14 protein-coding genes and 2 pseudogenes are annotated in these 17,183 nt (G+C 63.0%); 6 read left to right on the top strand and 10 right to left on the bottom strand.

Annotated elements, in window-relative coordinates:
• Nucleotides 1-496, top strand: a 496-nt coding sequence (locus SE91_RS16025; RefSeq protein WP_156490009.1) for a M23 family metallopeptidase, incomplete at its 5' end; no start/stop codon positions are given.
• A 100-nt stretch (nucleotides 497-596) separates the two neighbouring features.
• Here SE91_RS16025 and SE91_RS16030 read toward each other — a convergent pair.
• A pseudogene (locus SE91_RS16030) lies at nucleotides 597-899 on the bottom strand (SDR family oxidoreductase); the annotation flags it as partial.
• A 1-nt stretch (nucleotide 900) separates the two neighbouring features.
• Here SE91_RS16030 and SE91_RS16035 point away from each other — a divergent pair.
• Complete coding sequence (locus SE91_RS16035; protein ID WP_061848248.1) at nucleotides 901-1,110, top strand: helix-turn-helix domain-containing protein; 210 nt, start codon at nucleotides 901-903, stop codon at nucleotides 1,108-1,110.
• Between the two features lie 242 nt (nucleotides 1,111-1,352).
• The gene (locus SE91_RS16040; RefSeq protein ID WP_061848249.1) at nucleotides 1,353-2,777 is read left to right on the top strand and encodes an APC family permease; all 1,425 of its coding nucleotides are present in this window, start codon (nucleotides 1,353-1,355) and stop codon (nucleotides 2,775-2,777) included.
• Between the two features lie 149 nt (nucleotides 2,778-2,926).
• On the opposite strand, the gene SE91_RS38050 is transcribed toward SE91_RS16040, so the two are convergent.
• Nucleotides 2,927-3,061, bottom strand: a complete 135-nt coding sequence (locus SE91_RS38050; RefSeq protein WP_283806251.1) for a hypothetical protein — start codon at nucleotides 3,059-3,061, stop codon at nucleotides 2,927-2,929.
• 91 nt (nucleotides 3,062-3,152) lie between these two features.
• On the opposite strand from SE91_RS38050, the gene SE91_RS16050 reads away from it, so the two are divergent.
• Nucleotides 3,153-3,389 (top strand): hypothetical protein, encoded by a 237-nt coding sequence (locus SE91_RS16050; RefSeq protein WP_156489637.1) that lies wholly within the window; start codon nucleotides 3,153-3,155, stop codon nucleotides 3,387-3,389.
• Between the two features lie 383 nt (nucleotides 3,390-3,772).
• Here the strand turns inward: SE91_RS16050 and SE91_RS36315 are convergent, their stop codons facing one another.
• Nucleotides 3,773-3,979 (bottom strand): hypothetical protein, encoded by a 207-nt coding sequence (locus SE91_RS36315; RefSeq protein ID WP_156489638.1) that lies wholly within the window; start codon nucleotides 3,977-3,979, stop codon nucleotides 3,773-3,775.
• Between the two features lie 360 nt (nucleotides 3,980-4,339).
• Between SE91_RS36315 and SE91_RS16055 the strand changes: the two genes are divergently transcribed.
• The gene (locus SE91_RS16055) at nucleotides 4,340-4,504 is read left to right on the top strand and encodes a hypothetical protein (protein ID WP_156489639.1); all 165 of its coding nucleotides are present in this window, start codon (nucleotides 4,340-4,342) and stop codon (nucleotides 4,502-4,504) included.
• Nucleotides 4,505-4,574: 70 nt separating this feature from the next.
• On the opposite strand, the gene SE91_RS16060 is transcribed toward SE91_RS16055, so the two are convergent.
• From SE91_RS16060 to SE91_RS16090, 7 genes and pseudogenes are all read right to left on the bottom strand, one after another.
• Nucleotides 4,575-5,552 carry an ABC transporter substrate-binding protein gene (locus tag SE91_RS16060; RefSeq protein WP_197489472.1) on the bottom strand — a complete coding sequence of 326 codons (978 nt, stop codon included), beginning with the start codon at nucleotides 5,550-5,552 and terminating at the stop codon, nucleotides 4,575-4,577.
• A 159-nt stretch (nucleotides 5,553-5,711) separates the two neighbouring features.
• Complete coding sequence (locus SE91_RS16065; RefSeq protein WP_061848254.1) at nucleotides 5,712-6,245, bottom strand: DUF2380 domain-containing protein; 534 nt, start codon at nucleotides 6,243-6,245, stop codon at nucleotides 5,712-5,714.
• Between the two features lie 734 nt (nucleotides 6,246-6,979).
• Nucleotides 6,980-7,581: pseudogene (locus tag SE91_RS16070) on the bottom strand (DUF4337 domain-containing protein).
• Between the two features lie 203 nt (nucleotides 7,582-7,784).
• A complete protein-coding gene (locus tag SE91_RS16075; RefSeq protein WP_061848256.1) occupies nucleotides 7,785-8,669 on the bottom strand; it encodes an NAD(P)-dependent oxidoreductase in 885 nt (294 codons plus the stop codon).
• A 2-nt stretch (nucleotides 8,670-8,671) separates the two neighbouring features.
• Nucleotides 8,672-9,803 (bottom strand): peptide chain release factor 2 gene (prfB, locus tag SE91_RS16080; RefSeq protein ID WP_156489641.1). Its coding sequence is split into 2 segments (ribosomal slippage): nucleotides 8,672-9,733 and nucleotides 9,735-9,803, totalling 1,131 coding nucleotides; the frame shifts between segments, so codons are not numbered across the junction.
• Between the two features lie 108 nt (nucleotides 9,804-9,911).
• Nucleotides 9,912-12,413 carry a penicillin-binding protein 1A gene (locus SE91_RS16085; RefSeq protein ID WP_061848258.1) on the bottom strand — a complete coding sequence of 834 codons (2,502 nt, stop codon included), beginning with the start codon at nucleotides 12,411-12,413 and terminating at the stop codon, nucleotides 9,912-9,914.
• Between the two features lie 331 nt (nucleotides 12,414-12,744).
• Nucleotides 12,745-14,037 carry an N-acetylmuramoyl-L-alanine amidase gene (locus tag SE91_RS16090; protein ID WP_061848259.1) on the bottom strand — a complete coding sequence of 431 codons (1,293 nt, stop codon included), beginning with the start codon at nucleotides 14,035-14,037 and terminating at the stop codon, nucleotides 12,745-12,747.
• 705 nt (nucleotides 14,038-14,742) lie between these two features.
• Here SE91_RS16090 and SE91_RS16095 point away from each other — a divergent pair.
• A partial coding sequence (locus SE91_RS16095) for an Rne/Rng family ribonuclease (RefSeq protein ID WP_061851154.1) occupies nucleotides 14,743-17,183 on the top strand: 2,441 nt, incomplete at its 3' end.

The raw sequence follows: 17,183 nt of genomic DNA on the forward strand, positions 1-17,183 counted from the left end.
TGCCGGCCCCTTCGAGAAGCAGCTCAATCGCATCAACGTCACCCGCGCCGAGCTCGACCGTCTCAATCGCACGCTGGCGCTGGTGCCCTATCGCAAGCCGGTCATCGGCGAGGTCGAGTTCACCTCCGGCTTCGGCGTCCGCAGCGATCCCTTCCTCGGCCGGCCCGCGATGCATACCGGGCTCGACTTCCGCGCCGCCACCGGCGATCCCGTCCGCGTCACGGCCTACGGCAAGGTGGTCTCGGCCGGCTGGTCCGGCGGCTACGGCCGCTTGGTCGAGGTCGACCACGGCAATGGGCTTTCGACCCGCTACGGCCATCTCTCCGAGATCAACGTCAAGGTCGGCGAGGTCGTGAAGATCGGCCAGGTGATCGGTCTCGTCGGCTCGACCGGCCGCTCCACCGGCCCGCATTTGCACTATGAGACCCGCATCGAGGGCGAAGCCGTCGATCCGCAGAAATTCCTCCGCGCCGGCGTGCGACTGAGCGCAGGCTAGCGCATTGCTAGCGCCCAAGCGGCCCGCGCTAAGCCCATCCGCGTACAATGCCTCTGTTCACGCCAGGCCAGCTCGGCCAAGCGTGAACTGGTCCCGTTGATCAGACGGTCGGGACGGTGCCGCCGTCGATGACAAACTCAGCGCCGTGGATCGAGGCGGCGCGATCCGAAGCCAGGTAGGCGATGACGTCGGCGACCTCATAAGGTTCGGCCGCACGCCCGATGGAAATCCCGCCCAGACTGTCGAGGACGACTTGCCGCGCCTCTTTGATCGTGCCGCCGTTGGCGGCCTGCAGACGTTTCAACAGGTCGACGGAGGACTCGGTCATGATCCAGCCGGGGGAGACGACGTTGACCCGCACGCCCTTCGGTCCGAGCTCCTTGGAGATCGATTTGCTGTAGCTGATGGCCGATGGCTACATGAGCGAACGGACCTTGCAGCGCCGGATCACCGTGGAGGGCCATAGCTTCCGCGATCTCCCGGTTGCCGCCAGACGGGAGCTGTGTGAGCAGCTGGCTGCCAAAAGCGAGATTGGGATCGACGATATCGCCTTCCTGCTCGGTTATCAGGACACAACCTCCTTCCACCGTGCCTTCCCGAATGGGGAGGCGTGAGGCCCGGACGTTGGCGAGCTCCGCGCGCAGGGAGCAGCCACCCACTGCCCCTGCACCTGCCAGCGAGATAATCGCTTTGGCCGCCCTTGCCCCTGGGCATCGTAGATCGATCATCTCCACAATAAGTGTTGGCCGCGCGGCGCGAAAGCCAATACGCTGTGTGGTGGCAATGACGCCAGACGAACTCGTGAGTCGCAACAGCGGGTACCAGCATTGCGGCGAGATCGTTGAGAGGCTGCGCGATGACCGATCTTTCCTTGAATGCCGCGAAACCTGCTCCACCTGCCACCGATGCCGAGCCGAGCCTGCACCGGGTCATGGGTCCGTGGCTCCTCCTGCTGTTCATCGTCGGCGACATTCTCGGCACCGGCATCTATGCGCTCACCGGCCAGGTGGCCAACCAGGTGGGAGGCGTCGTCTGGCTGCCGTTCCTCGTCGCCTTCGTCGTGGCGCTGATTACTGCGCTGAGCTATCTCGAACTCGTCACCAAGTATCCGAAGGCCGCAGGCGCCGCGCTCTACACCCACAAGGCGTTCGGCATCCATTTTTTAACGTTCATCGTTGCGTTTGCGGTGATGTGCTCGGGGATTACATCCGCTTCCACTGCCTCTCGAGCTTTCTCTGCAAACATGTCGAACGCGCTTGGCTTGGGCTTGTCGGGGTTCGGCATCACCATGACTGGTCTCGTCTTCATGGCGGTTGTTGCCGCGGTCAATTTTCGCGGCGTCGGCGAAAGTGTAAAAGCGAACGTTGTTCTGACTTGCGTCGAGCTAACCGGTCTGCTGATCATCATCTTGATCGGTCTGTGGGCGATCGGCCTTGGCCAGGGTGACGTCTCGCGTGTCATGCAGTTTAAGGCGAGCGATACCGGTCTGGTCTGGCCGGTGATTGCCGCGACCACGCTCGCCTTCTTCGCCATGGTCGGCTTCGAAGATTCCGTTAACATGGCCGAAGAATGCAAGGAACCGACACGGGATTTTCCAAAAGTGCTGCTCGCCGGCCTATTCATCACGGGCGTAATCTACGTGCTGGTCTCAATCTCGGCGATTACGCTGGTTCCGCCGGAGCAGCTCGGCGAAGGAGAGACGCCGCTGTTGAAAGTGGTGCAGGCCGGCGCGCCGAACTTTCCGGTCTGGATCTTCGGCTTCATCACCATGTTTGCGGTCGCCAACTCCGCGCTGATCAACATGCTGATGGCGAGCCGACTCGTCTACGGCATGAGCCGCGAACATGTGTTGCCGCCGGTGCTTGGCAAGGTGCATGCGGGTCGCCGCACGCCCTATATCGCGATCGGCTTCACCACGCTGCTGGCGTTCGCACTGATCACCTTCGTCGGCGAAGTGCCTGCGCTCGGTGGAACGACCGCGCTGCTGCTGCTCTGCGTGTTCACGGTGGTCAATATCGCGGTTTTGGTGCTGCGCAAGGATAGCGTCGCGCACGGCCATTTTCGCACGCCGACGATCCTGCCGGTATTGGGGGCAATCTCCTGCGCATTCCTCGCCGGGCCATGGACCGGACGGGCGATGGTTCAGTACCGCGTCGCGGGGGTCTTGATCGCCATCGGTGTCGTGCTCTGGGTGATCACGACGCTGGTCAACCGCGCCCAAGGCGTCAGGCCAGAGGAGCCAGACATGGAGACGATCGGCGGCCGAGGACCTGTGAACTAGCTGCAGCCGGGTGGTGCGATCCTGGCCGACGCGGTGGGATCGGCTAGGGGTCCAAAAGCGGCCCTGAGCAGTCGTCGCCGTGAAGGTCAGCTACGGGCCAACAGCGGAAGTCAACGTGGGCTGAAAGAGGCGTCTAAGTGAGCCGGCCTTTAATTCATCTTGCGGCCGAGCTTCTGGTTGGTCTCGCGCAGCTCGGCGACATACTCCTCGATGATACGCCGGGCCTCGTCCAGCCGTGATGGCTTGGCTTCCTCACCCCCCGTCTGTTTGTCAGGTTCGGGCATGCCCCGATGGTCCGGCGTGGGGGCGTGCACTGCTTGATATAGATCAAGGAAGGCGACGCACATTCCGAAGCTCTCTGCGGATTGTATCCCAGTGCTCAACATGCGAAGCCCGGAGCAGTCGGTAAGTGGCAAGAATGTCAAGGGCGAGGTCGGTCGAGCAGCCCGCACGTTCGAGCTTGTCAATGATTTCAATTTGCCGGGCAATATGCTTGTCGCTCAGCGCAAGATGGCGCTCAGCCTGAGCGAGGTGTGCCCGAATGAGCCGAAGGTCCATCCAGGCAGCATACGCCTAATCAGGCCAGTCGAAAGAACAAAACAGGCCGAATGAGAGCGGCCAAAGTCCGCTCAACCGTCTCTGAACGTCCTTACTTGGCTCTCTTGTTCCGAGCCAAGTCGTCCTGGCCTTCTGCCAACATGTCATAAGCGGCCGCCATCCGGCTGTATTGGGCGCTCGTCTCCGGGTCTTTCATCAGATCACTCTTGGCTCGAAATTCTTCGGCTTGGTCGCGGTAACGTTTTGCGTTCGCTGAGTGATCCATCTATTCCCGATCTTCCCGGTATGCCTTCGCTTCCGTTCGGCACATTGCGCTCTCAAGTATGGTTAAACGCAGTGCTTCGCGACTACGCACCTGCTCGGATTGCAAGGCATGCTTTGCTCGTTGAAGGGCTTTACTCTCTTCAATGGCAAGATGAGCGCGAGCAAGCAGTGAATCATCCATCAGTTGACGATGGGGGCAATGGCGTTTCGTTACAATAGCCTATGTTACTCTCTGGATCATCCTTGGGGAATGGCTTGTAGGTCTCGCGTCCAAGGAACGTGTCAGGCGGCGGCCGCTTCAGCAACTCGCGCGTCTGCTTCACGACATCGAGCATCTGCTCGATTTGTTGATCCATAGGAATAGGACGATAGACCCGCATGGCCGCGCTCCATTTTTTGACGGGAGCGCAAACGGGCGTTCTCACGCAGATAAATGCCAAGGTCCGCTCTGCGATACGGAACTGTGCGCCTTAAATGTGCAAAGCGCGAGTCATTTTACTAACCGAACCTGTAGGAACGAAAAGAGCCGCTGCAAAAACCGTTGGTCAATATATCGGAAGCCGGCGTGCGCTGGTCCTTGGACGGAATAACAGCGTCCGAGTACGGAGTGAGAAAGCTCTGGGTCCGCTTTGGGTCAATCGTGACGATATGCCCCGGTTTAAGTTAGGCCCGGTCTACCGCTGACCGCCGACATGTCACGGGGGGCACTTTATGTTATTATGTCCAGCATGTTGGAGGGTATGAAGCAGACGCTGCTGGTGATGGGGTCGACTTTGGCCCTGATGGTTGTCGGCTGGGAACTTCATCTTCTTGTTGCTTACCCGGGGCCGTATACGTTCATCCTTTTCGGGGCGACCGTGCCAGTGTTCGTCATCGTTGGTTTGGGATTTTTCAAGCTGGCTTAGGTCCGGTCTGCCCCTCACAGCAGCCATTTTCGGTCGCGCGTGATCGGCCGCGATGGGCCAGGAGCAGTCATTATTCAATCACCTTGTCGGCTCGGCCGATGACCTCGGCCGGAATTTTCAATCCTAGCGCCGCAGCCGTCTTGAGGTTCAGGGCAAGCTCGAAGGCTACAGGTTGCTGGACCGGAAGCTCTGCCGGTTTGGCTCCCTGAAATATCTTGGCTGTATATTGTGCTGTTTGCTTGCCCATCACTGCGAGGCTTGCCCCGTAGCTTGCGAGGCCACCCAAATCCACGAAGGCACTGATCTGGTAAACCGCTGGAATCTTCGTACGAGCGGCCAGTAAAACAATTTGCGGCTCGATCGGAGCAGCAAGTACGAAAAGTGCATCGCACTTTTCCTGCACCATTCTTTCGAAAGCTTGGCCGAGATCATTCCGGGAGGAAGTAAAGATGGGGATGGTCACCAGACCCAATATCTTTGCAGCGGCCTCCGTCTCTTCAAACTGTCGTTTGCGGGCGGGGATAGGCGAGCCCAGCACGGCCACTCGCGTTGCTGCGGGAAGGATACTGTGCAGAAGCTCGAGTGACTTGCCGGTCGTGTCGGAGAACATCGTGGCTACACCGGTAAGGTTTCCTCCGGGATGCGCCAAGCTATTGATAAGGCCCAAAGCAACCGCATCCCCGGCTCCCCACATCACAATAGGAATGGTTGCGGTTGCTCGTCGCGCGGCCGCTATCGCAGGTGTCGCAACTGCGACCACTACGTCTGGCTTTTCGGCGATCAACTCGTTCGCGAGCTGATCGAGCTGCTCTATACGGCCCTCTGCCGCTCTGCGCTCGATGACGAGGTTTTTGCCGTCCGTGTAGCCGAGCTTCTGCAGTTCGTTCCTGAAAACCTCGAACAGGGCGCGCTGGACTTCACTTTCCCACGAGTCGGTGTTCAGGAAAGCCAACCGCCAGACCTTACGAGCGGACTGCTGCGCTCGTGCATTTGGCGGTCCCGCCAAAATCGCGCCCATCGCCAGCGTGATCACATCGCGCCGTCTCATTGCCAGACCTCCGGACGCGCATAAGAGGACAAGCATAGCACATTGAGACATGTCCGCTTAGGGCTTAGGGTCATGAGCGGTCCTTAGCGGCCGACACGCGAGAGGCGGGCTAAGGGCCATAACCGGACTCAGGCGCCATGCACATGCGTCGCGCGTAGCCTATTGCCGTGATCTGCTTTCCAGCAACCGGTCGCGGAGCTCTCCCGAAACAAAACGCTCCGCCCGCTGCCATGCCTCGTCATTGTCGCCGCGGAACTGGAAGTACTTCCGGAACACGATACGCTGGGAGGCTGTATCGATGGCAACAGTCTGCGCAAACTGTACAAGGGTGCTCATCTTATGGAAGCCGCCGATGATCAGGATCTGCGCGCCGGCTAGGGACGCCGCGCGCAGCCGATCGCGTAATGCCGGTTCATCCGTCGGACAACTTGTTCCGCAGGAGGACGGTACGAGCTGAAAACGGCGGTCTGCAGTGACGTCATCTCGCAGCGCGGTCATGAAAGCCCGCAATCGTTTCTCATGCACTGCCGTCTGATCGGTGAGCTCGTTCGACGTGTCTCTATATTTGAAATCGTCGATCGAGACAGCCATGGCGTGGCCGGCGTTCTCGGCGGATGCACCTGAGATGAGGCTGGATGATCCCAGCAACAGACCGGCTGCGGTAACAGCGTGCAGGATTGAGCTGTGGCGCATGGCGACTCGATCTCCTCCGCTAAGTCCATCTTAGAAGATCGACTCTTTCCGTCTCCTGTCGAAGGAATTAATCCTTGGTAATGCTACGCGGACCGCCCATGGCAGCGCAGCGCTATTGTGTGCAGTGGATCAAAATCCGAGAACTCAGGTTGAGTAAATCTGGTCCGCTCCAGCCCGGTGAGCGGACCTCTGTCGGATGCGGCGCAACTTCGCGAATGGGCCAAACGCAGACCCGTCAAGTTCGCTCCCTTCAGGGGCGGGAACGCAGGCGACGCGGGTTGGGAGGTGTCGCGTGCGCTGCGGGCTTGCCGCGAGCGCGTCGCTCCGCTTCTTCGACCTGAAGTCGGAGATCTTCCAATTCTGAGAGCTGAGCAGCAAGTTCGCTCAACCGTTTCGCAAACGGGATTCCCGGAAACTTGCGCATGAAAGCCCCCAATACAAAAGCATGCTAGAATATCACTTCGAATTAACGAGAGCCCGGCCGGAGCCGCATTAAAGCAGGTGAATCTCGCTAAACTTATGAACCGGCGCACATTTCCGTTCGCTCCCTTCAAGGGGGCTCAGCCAGCCTGAGAGTCCGCTTAGGGGGTCAAAAGCGGCGCTCCGCAGTCATCGCCGCGAGGTCGCTACGGGCACGCGGACCCATTCAATGGCCAGAGCCTTTGCCCCGCTTTCCAACCTCACGAATATCCAGCGCGCCAACAGCACTTGCACCGCCAACCCCGCGCGGATCTCTATGCCGCCAGGAACGGTATCTCGATCGCCAGTGTGTAGCCGTTGACCATCAGCAGGCCTCCCACAGCACCGATGATGCCGCCGAAGATCGCAAGCCACGGGAGCGTCGCGACAATCGAGACCGAGATCAGCACGATGGCGATCTGCAGAAGAGCTTCAGATAGTCGAAGTAGGGATCCTGCTTGAGGGCATGGTCGCGCTTGCTCTCGTAGTCCTTGGCCTGCACCATCAATTCCTTCTTGCCCTCCTGCGTCTCGGGCTCGGACTCGTAGCGTGAGGCCGTTTTGCGATAGGCCTCCGCTTTTTCCTTCAGGGCCGCCCTGGCCTCGGCGCTGAGGCTTCCGTCCTGCAGGAATGCCAATTCGATCGCGTCGGCCGCGAGGTTGTAGTCGGTCTGGCGGATGGTCTTGGCCTGGTAGAAGGCATAGTGGTTCGCGGCATAGATGTTGTTGTTGGTCGCCTCCTTGCCGGCGTTGGCGCCGCCAAGCCCGGTGATGGCCAGCAGCATCGCCAGAATCGCGATGCCGACCGCCGCGCGCTGCTTGAAGCGGTCGTTCTCCCTCTCCTGATCCATCATGTCCGCGGCATCTTCGGCTTTCATCGATCGGCTCCTCCTCGCTCCCAAAGGGCAGGCACGATAAACAACTGCGTTATGTCACTATCGCGACGCACGAGCGCGTTGATTTGCGCAGAATGCGGCAGGCGCGATCGGTCATACGAAAGGATTTGCACTTCCCGCGCATCGATCAAGGCTCACGCAAACGTTCGGATGCTTCTCTTCAGCTTTGCGTTGCTGGACCGAAGTTAGGAGGCAGGCTTCTTCGGCCGCGACACCAGCTCGATCATCCTGCCTTCATCGTCGTCGGGCATCGCCGCCTTCGCCTGCGCGTAGGCCTCGACGGCGGCGCGCGCGACCAGCGGCTTGCCGGCGAGCAAGCTCTCGGCGAGCTTCACCGCATAGGCGGCATCCTTGTGCCGGAGCGCTGCCGTGAAGGTCGCGCCGCTGAAATCGCGAGCGACCATGCGCTTGGAGTGCCGCTGTACCTGAGGACTCGCGGCAACGCCCGCCTGGATCGACTCCAGCACCAGCTTCATGTCGAGCCCGGCCTGCTCGGCGATCGCGAGACCCTCGGCAAGGCCCGCGATCTGGATCGCGCCCATCAGATTGTTGATGAGCTTGTAGACCGTGCCGGCGCCGACCGGGCCAAAATGGCGGATGGTCGAGCCGATCGGTTCGAGAAAGGGCCGCGCGCGTTCGAGATCGGCAGCATCGGCGCCGGCAAGCAGCGTCAACCTCCCGGCCGCGGCCGCATCGGGCAGTCCGGTGACGGGGCAGTCGATGTAGATCAGCCCGCGCGCGTTGAGCTCGCGGCCCATCTCGCGGGCGTGGTCATAGGAGACGGTGGAGCATTCGATCGCGATGGTGCCAGCCTTGGCAGTCTTGGCCGCGCCGTTCAGCCCGAGCCAGACCGCGCGCGAGGCCTCGTCGTCGGCGACCATGGTCACGACCGCGTCGGCATCGATCGCGGCATCCTCCGGCGAGGTCGCCCACAACGCGCCACGCGCGATCAGATCTTCCGCCTTGGTCTTGCTGCGATTCCAGACCGTCACCGTGAAGCCGGCATCGAGATAGCGACCGGCCATCCCGTGGCCCATCCGCCCAAGCCCGATGAAGGCGACGCGGGGCATGATCAGTCCACGTCCTCGATATCGCCGGTCGTGGTGCCAAAGGCGCGCTGCGCCAGGGTCGCGGCCATGAAGTCGTCGAGATCGCCGCCAAGCACGCCCGAGGTGTCGGAGGTCTGCACGCCCGTGCGCAGATCCTTCACCATCTGATAGGGCTGCAGCACATAGGAGCGGATCTGGTGGCCCCAGCCGATATCGGTCTTGGCGGCCTGGTCGGCGGCGGCCTTCTCCTCGCGCTTCTTCAGCTCGATCTCGTAGAGGCGCGCACGGAGCATGTCCCAGGCCTGCGCCCGGTTCTTGTGCTGGGAGCGGCCGGCCTGGCAGACCACGGCGACGCCGGTCGGAATGTGCGTCAGGCGCACCGCGGATTCGGTCTTGTTGACGTGCTGACCGCCGGCGCCGCCCGAGCGCATCGTGTCGACGCGGACGTCGGATTCCTTGATGTCGATCTTGATGCTGTCGTCGATGACCGGGAATACCTGCACGCTCGAGAACGAGGTGTGCCGCCGCGCGTTGGAATCGAACGGCGAGATGCGCACGAGGCGATGCACGCCGGCTTCAGTCTTCAGCCAGCCATAGGCGTTGTGGCCGGAGACCTGGATCGTTGCCGACTTGATGCCGGCTTCTTCGCCCTCGGACTCTTCGAGGTACTCGACCTTGAAGCCATGCGTCTCAGCCCAGCGCGTGTACATGCGCAGCAGCATCTGCGCCCAGTCCTGGCTCTCGGTGCCGCCGGCGCCGGCATGGACTTCGAGATAGGAATCGAAGCGATCGGCCTCGCCCGACAGCAGCGCCTCGAGCTCGCGTCGCGCCACTTCTTTCTTCAGGTTCTTCAGCGCGGCTTCGGCCTCGGCTACGACACCGTCATCGCCCTCGGCCTCGCCGAGCTCGATCATGCCGATGTCGTCTTCGAGCTCCTGCTCGACCTTGCCGATGCCCGACAGCGCATCCTCCAGCGAGGTGCGCTCCTGCATCAGCTTCTGGGCTTTCTGGGGATCGTTCCAGAGGTTGGGATCTTCTGCGAGCTTGTTCAGCTCAGCGAGGCGCGCCGTCGATTTCTCGACGTCAAAGATGCCTCCTCAGCAGCCCGACTGACTGCTTGATCTCTTCTACCAACCGTTCGATTTCGGCGCGCATGTCGTTCTCTGATCTCGCGGAACTGGTCCACGTTCGATTTGCACCGGGATGTAACGGCGGTGGCGCCAAAGCGCAACCGCCCGCCTCGCCCGTTTCCCGCGTTATCCGCTAATACAGCCCGCCGGTGCCCGGCCGCATGAAGAAGCCGGAATCCGGCTGCTGCTGCTGCGAGGCCGGCATGCGGCCATCGGCATCGGCAACGCCGATCACCGAATAATTATCCGGCGGCGCCGTGCCCGGCTTGAAGGCTTCGAGGATGGTTCCGCCGGTCTCGCCGGGGCCGGCACGCATGCCGGTCTTGGCGGCGACGCGCACGAGCTTGATGCCGGCCGGCACTTTGAACGGCACCGCCGGCTTGTCGGCGAGCGCAAGCTTGAGGAAGTCACGCACGATCGGCGCAGCGAGATGGCCGCCGGTCGCGGCATTGCCCTTGCCGAGCGGGCGCGGCTTGTCATAGCCCATGTAGACCGCGACCGCGATATCAGGGGAGAAGCCGACGAACCAGGCGTCCTTTGCCTCGTTGGTGGTGCCGGTCTTGCCGGCGACGGGCTTGCCGACCTCCTTGATCACCGTGGCCGTACCGGACTGCACCACGCCTTCCATCAGCTCGGTGATCTGATAGGCGGTCATGGGATCGAGCACCTGCTCGCGGCGGTCGATCAGCTGCGGCTCGGGCTGGTTCTTCCAGCCGCCCGGCGCGTCGCAGCCGCGACATTCGCGCTGGTCGTGTTTGAAGATGGTGTGGCCGTAGCGGTCCTGGATGCGATCGATCAAGGTCGGCTTCACGCGGCGCCCGCCATTGGCGAGCATCGAGTAAGCCGTGACCATGCGCATCGCCGTCGTCTCGCCGGCGCCGAGCGCGTAGGAGAGATAATTCGGCAGCTCGTCATAGACGCCGAAGCGGCGTGAATATTCGCCGATCAGCGGCATGCCGATGTCCTGCGCGAGGCGCACCGTCACGGTATTCAGCGATTGCCGCAGCGCGTTGCGCAGCGTCACCGGTCCCTGGAACTTGCCCGAGGAGAAGTTTTCAGGCCGCCACACGCCGGCGCCCTGGCCCTGGTCGATTTCGATCGGCGCGTCGAGCACGACGGTCGACGGCGTATAGCCGTTGTCGAGCGCGGCCGAATAGACGATCGGCTTGAACGACGAACCCGGCTGCCGATAGGCCTGCGTGGCGCGATTGAACTGGCTCTGGTCGAAGGAGAAACCGCCGACCATCGCGAGCACGCGGCCGGTCCAGGGATCCATCGCCACCATCGCTCCGGAGACTTCCGGGATCTGGCGGAGCCGGTACTGGCCTTCGACGGGATGACCGTCCTTGTAGAGCGGGTCGGCATAGATGACGTCGCCGGGCTGCAGCACCTGCGATACCGCCCCCGGCGTCTTGCCCCTCGTGCCGCCCTGCAGGGCCCGCGCCCAGCGCACGCCGTCGACCGTGACGATGCCCGTCTCGCGCTGCTTGCTCACCGCGCCGCCGAGCTCGCGGCCCGGCTGGAAGCCGATGCGTGCGGACTGGTCGCTGGTCTCCAGCACCACCGCCATGCGCCATGGCGAGATGTCGGAGAGCGACTTGATTTCGGCCAGCCTCACGCCCCAATCGCCCGAAATATCGAGCTTGCTGATGGCGCCGCGATAGCCCTGCTGCTCGTCGTAATTCACGAGGCCGGCGACCATCGCCTTGCGCGCCATGACCTGGATCTTCGGATCGAGCGTGGTGCGGACGGACAGGCCGCCTTCATACAGCTTCTTCTCGCCATAGCGTTCGAAGATGTCGCGGCGGACTTCCTCGGCGAAATATTCGCCGGCGAACGTGTGGGCGCCGTTGGACCGGCTGGTGACGGCGAGCGGCTCCTTGCGCGCCTTGTCGGCCTCGGCCTGCTTGACCCAGCCGTTCTCCACCAGACGATCGATCACGTAGTTGCGGCGCTCGATGGCGCGGTCGCGGTTGCGCACCGGATGCAGGGTCGCGGGCATCTTCGGCAGGGCGGCCAGATAGGATGCTTCCGCCACCGTCAGCTCGTTCACCGACTTGTCGAAATAGACCAGCGACGCCGCCGCAATGCCGTAGGCGCCAAGGCCGAGATAGATCTCGTTCAGATAGAGCTCGAGGATCTTGTCCTTCGAATAGGTCTTCTCGATGCGCATCGCCAGCAAGGCTTCCTTGATCTTGCGCGCGAAGGAGACCTCGTTGGTCAGGAGGAAGTTCTTGGCGACCTGCTGGGTGATGGTGGAGGCGCCCTGCGGACGCCGGTTCGAGCCGTAGTTCTGGATGTAGACCAGACCTGCGCGGGCCATGCCGGTGTAGTCGATGCCGCCATGCTCGTAGAAATTCTTGTCCTCGGCCGCGAGGAAGGCGTTGATCACGAGCTTGGGCACGGCCTGGATCGGCAGATACAGCCGCCGCTCCTTGGCGTATTCGCCGACCAGCGATCCATCGACCGCGTGCACGCGCGTCATCACCGGCGGCTCGTAATCCTGAAGCTGAGAGTAGTCTGGCAAGTCCTTGGAGAAATGCCAAATCAGGCCTGCCACGGCCCCGACACCGACAAGGAACACCACCGTTCCCGCGGCGAACAGGAAGCCCATGAACCGCACCAGCAAGCGCATTATGTGTTTATCCGTTCAAACTCTGGATCAGCCCAGTATCAGCCCAGTATCGGCCCTTTGGCACCCAAAGGGAGCCAACCTTCGTCGTGAACGCCCAAGCCTACGCAATCACATCAGGTCCGGAGTTTAGACGTTTGCCGAGCGGGATTCTCGATCGATTCCGGAACCCCCTGCGACATTTTTATAGATCGCCCGCTGTGGCCAAACTAGGGCTTTTGCGGCAGCACGGAAAAACCCTTCACTTCGAGTATCTCAGAAACGCCGCATTGGACGATCCCCGGGTCGCCCAACGGGCGATCCCGACGTCGTCAATTCGACGATCCCCGGGTCGTCAATTTGACGATCCCGCCGTGGCCATCCGCTTGGTCAGAAACGCGTCGATGGCCTGGGCCATCGAGCCGACGGCGCGGGACCGCCACCCCTCGGAAACCAGATGCTCGAGATCCGCCTTGTTGGAGACGTAGCCGATCTCGACCAGGACCGAGGGCACGTCGGGCGCCTTCAGCACCCGGAAGCCGGCCGATTTCAGGGGATGCTTGTGCATCCGCACCGTCGACTTCATTTCTCCCATCAGGAGCCGGGCGAAACGGTTTGAAAAGGTGCGGGTTTCCCGTTGCGTAAGGTCGATCAGGATGTCGGCGACGTCGGTCGGCTCCTCCGCGAGATTGAAGCCGGCGATCGCATCCGCCCGGTTTTCGGCGTCTGCCAGCCGCTGGGCCTCGGCGTCGGACGCCTTGTCGGAGAGCGTGTAGATGGTGGCGCCCTGCGCGTCGCCCTCGGCCCGCGGCAGCGCATCGGCATGAATTGAGACGAACAAGGCGGCGTTGAGGTTGCGCGCGATCTTGGTGCGATCGTTGAGGGGGATGAAGGTGTCGTCGTCCCGCGTCATGACCACGCGGAACTTGCCGCCCTTCTCCAGCCTGTCGCGGAGCGCCAGGCCAAAGGCCAGCACGAGGTTCTTCTCGCTCTCGCCGCTCGACTGCGTGCCGTTGTCGATACCGCCATGGCCAGGATCAATCACGACCACCGGGCGGCCATCGGCCTTCTGCTGCGGGGTGTCAGGGGCTGCCGTAGAGGGAACCGTGGCAGGCGCCTCGGCGATTGCGGGCCGCAACTCGGGACGGTTCTCGGGAGCGAGCGATGGCGCGAAGGCGGTGCGGTCGACCTCTTCCAGCTCGAGCACGAGCCGGGCCGGCTGGCCATTGGCGGCCTCGACCACGTAGGACTTGGCGATCTTCGCCGGCCCCGTCAGGTCGAACACGATTCGCGAGCCGCCGGGCATGACGAGGCCGTAGCGGAAGGCCTTGACCAGGCCCCGCCCCGCGCTCCCGGTCCCGGTGGGCAGCTGAAAATTGACCTGCGGCACGTCCACGACCACGCGATAGGGGTCAGCGAGCGTGATCGCGCGGAAGGTGACGGCCTGGTCAATGTCGAGGATGAAACGGGTCTGCTTGCCGTCACCGGCCAGACGGGCCGCCGAGGCGATTGGAAAATTCGCTGCCGCAACAGTAGGTTGCGGCTGGCTTTCCGCCGCACTTAGGCGGGACGAGTCGGCGCACGCCAATGCTGCAGCGCACAGCAGCGCGCATCCCAGCAAGACCCTTTGATTTGTGCGGCTCGCCACCGATTCCGTGCCTCCGAGCAGCCCTTTTTAACGCAATAGAACCACAGGGTTAAACGATCCTTAATGGCAGATGCGCGAAACTCGCTGACTGTGACCGCCGTGCGACGCTCCCTTGCACGGTTGGCTCATTCCTCGTATGTACGGATTGCTGACGGCCGATATTCCCCGTTGTGTCGCATTCAGCCTCCCGGTGCATCGCCGGAGCTCCCAAGGTTTGGGAATTCCAGCGTTTTCCGTTCCTCTCCAAGACCAGCGCGGTGCGCGGCAACGAGATGGAGCGGGTCAAGCTCCGGCGGCGGACGGTCCTGGGTTACCAATCACGTTACCCGGGCGGTTCTGACAGCGACGTAACCCAATACCCGGCCCCTTGATCCCAAGGGGGCGGTTCGTGACCCCAAGGCGAGCGCGCTCGCGCCATGCCTGGCCAGCAGCAACTGATTGAGGGGCGGCCTCGCCGCCCAATGTTTCATACGGGCCGACGCTTGATGCGCCAGACTGTGCCGACGAATTCTGAAGGACCATTCGCGACGCTGCGGAGTGAAAATCCCGCGCGCCGCCATGGTCCTGAAGCTTCCGGTTCGGCAAGGCGCGAGAGACGGCGTTTCGGCCTTCCCCTCACCCCCGAATCAGGTGGACCGTCGCGTCACCCGGCGGCGCGATACGCGCCCACGGTGAATCGCGCCCGCCGCCGCCAAGAGTTAAGACATGCCCAACAAGATGTTGATCGATGCCACCCACCCGGAAGAGACCCGGGTCGTCGTGGTCCGCGGCAATCGCGTCGAAGAGTTTGATTTCGAGACCGCGCAACGCAAGCAACTGCGCGGGAATATCTACCTCGCCAAGGTCACAAGGGTCGAACCCTCGCTCCAGGCCGCTTTCGTCGAATATGGCGGCAACCGCCACGGCTTCCTCGCCTTCAGCGAAATCCATCCCGACTACTACCAGATCCCCGTCGCCGACCGGCAGGCGCTGATCGAGGCCGAGGAACAGGCCCATCGCGAGGCCGAGGAAGAGAGCGAGAACCGCTCCCACGGCCGCCGCCGCTCGCGCCACCGCAACGCCCGCCGCCGCGGCCATGGCGAGCGCGTCCGCAGCGACATCGTCGAAGGCCTCGATGCCGGCGCCGATCCCGCGGCTCAGCCGGTCGAGGGCGAAGCCCTGGCGGCACAGGCCGAGGGTGCTTTGCACGAAGGCGAGCACTTGCACGCCGATGCCGAGCATCACGGCGAGCACGAGGGCCACGATCACCACGATCATGGTGATCACGATCACGGCGATCGTCAGCCCCATGATGAGGTTCACCATCACGCCCACGATCACCATGATGATCACGATCACCATGGCGAGCACGATCATCACGACCATGATCGTGCCGATGAGACGCCCGCGCCTGTCGCGGCCGTCGGCGCCGAGCCCGTGGTCGCGACCGAGTCCGCTTCAGAGCCGCAGCAGAGCGTCGCCTCCGAAGAGCATGCGGAGCTCTTGGCTGAGGCCGTAACCTCTGCCGCCGAGCCGGCCGATGCCGTTTACGCCGACGCCGTGTACAGCGCCGAAGCGCCGCTCGCCGAAACCGCGGAAGCGGGGGGCGAGGACGAGGAAGAGGATGACGAGGACGGCGAGGACGCCGAAGAGGAGCTCGTCGAATCCGTCGGTGGCGACGACGTGCTGGAGGAAGTGCCCGAGCGCACCTTCCGCCCCCGCCGCCAGTACAAGATCCAGGAAGTCATCAAGCGCCGCCAGGTGATGCTGGTGCAGGTCGTCAAGGAAGAGCGCGGCAACAAGGGCGCCGCGCTGACGACTTATCTGTCGCTCGCCGGCCGCTATGCCGTCCTGATGCCCAACACCGCCCGCGGCGGCGGCATCAGCCGCAAGATCACCAGCGCGCAGGACCGTTCGCGCCTGAAGGAAGTGGTGCAGGATCTCGACGTGCCCGAGGGCATGGGCATCATCCTGCGCACCGCCGGCGCCTCCCGCACCAAGCCCGAGATCAAGCGCGACTTCGAATATCTGATCCGGATGTGGGAGACGGTGCGCGACCTCACACTGAAATCGCAGGCCCCGACCCTCGTCTACGAGGAAGGCTCGCTGATCAAGCGTTCGCTGCGCGACCTCTACAACAAGGAGATCGACGAGATCCAGGTGGCCGGCGAAGCCGGCTACCGCGAAGCACGCGACTTCATGAAGATGCTGATGCCCGCCAATGTCAGCGCGGTGAAGCAGTATCGCGACGGCCAGCCGCTGTTCTCACGCATGGGCGTAGAGAGCCAGCTGGACGCGATGTTCTCGCCGACGGTGCAGCTGCGTTCGGGCGGCTATGTCGTGATCAACCAGACCGAGGCGCTGGTCTCGATCGACGTCAACTCGGGACGATCGACCCGCGAGCACCATATCGAGGACACCGCGCTCAAGACCAATCTGGAGGCCGCCGAAGAGGTCGCCCGCCAGCTCCGCCTGCGCGACCTCGCCGGCCTCATCGTCATCGATTTCATCGACATGGACGAGAAGCGCAACAACCGCGCGGTCGAGCGCAAGCTGTCCGATTGCCTGAGGCAGGATCGCGCGCGCATCCAGGTCGGCCGCATCTCGCATTTCGGCCTGCTCGAGATGTCGCGCCAGCGCATCCGCGCCAGCGTGCTGGAGTCCTCGACCGATCCCTGCCCGCATTGCGGCGGCACCGGCCACGTCCGTTCCGTCTCCTCGGTGGCGCTCCAACTGCTGCGCGGCCTCGAAGAGATCCTGATGAAGGGCGCGACCCACAATCTCGTGGTCCGCACCCGCACTGACGTCGCGCTCTACGTGTTGAACCACAAGCGCGGTCATCTGCGCGACCTCGAGAACAGCTTCAAGGTCACGCTGTCGGTCATCGCCGATGCCAGCGTCAGCGGACCGCAGGCCTATGTGATCGACCGCGGCGAGCAGGTGCATACGCTGGAAGCTGCTAAGGCGTTGCTCGTGGCGCAGGCGGCCGCGAGCCCGCCGCCGATCGTTGAAGAAGCTTACGAGGACGAGGAATTCGATTCCGAGCTCGAATCCGAGGTCGAGACGGAGGAGACCGAAGGTCTCACTGAGGACCAGGCCGCTGGCGAAGCCAGTCCCGAGCAGGACGGCCAGCGCCGCAAGCGTCGCCGCCGCCGGCGCGGCCGCGG

Source organism: Bradyrhizobium sp. DOA1, from assembly GCF_001593325.1.
Classification (GTDB): domain Bacteria; phylum Pseudomonadota; class Alphaproteobacteria; order Rhizobiales; family Xanthobacteraceae; genus Bradyrhizobium.

Bases quoted from the DNA above. Each gene is read 5' to 3' on its own strand.
- SE91_RS16035 (WP_061848248.1), top strand. From the start codon at position 901: ATGGCCGATGGCTACATGAGCGAACGGACCTTGCAGCGCCGGATCACC.
- SE91_RS16040 (WP_061848249.1), top strand. From the start codon at position 1,353: ATGACCGATCTTTCCTTGAATGCCGCGAAACCTGCTCCACCTGCCACC.
- SE91_RS38050 (WP_283806251.1), bottom strand. From the start codon at position 3,061: ATGCCCGAACCTGACAAACAGACGGGGGGTGAGGAAGCCAAGCCATCA.
- SE91_RS36315 (WP_156489638.1), bottom strand. From the start codon at position 3,979: ATGCGGGTCTATCGTCCTATTCCTATGGATCAACAAATCGAGCAGATG.
- SE91_RS16055 (WP_156489639.1), top strand. From the start codon at position 4,340: ATGAAGCAGACGCTGCTGGTGATGGGGTCGACTTTGGCCCTGATGGTT.
- SE91_RS16060 (WP_197489472.1), bottom strand. From the start codon at position 5,552: ATGAGACGGCGCGATGTGATCACGCTGGCGATGGGCGCGATTTTGGCG.
- SE91_RS16065 (WP_061848254.1), bottom strand. From the start codon at position 6,245: ATGCGCCACAGCTCAATCCTGCACGCTGTTACCGCAGCCGGTCTGTTG.
- SE91_RS16075 (WP_061848256.1), bottom strand. From the start codon at position 8,669: ATGCCCCGCGTCGCCTTCATCGGGCTTGGGCGGATGGGCCACGGGATG.
- SE91_RS16085 (WP_061848258.1), bottom strand. From the start codon at position 12,413: ATGCGCTTGCTGGTGCGGTTCATGGGCTTCCTGTTCGCCGCGGGAACG.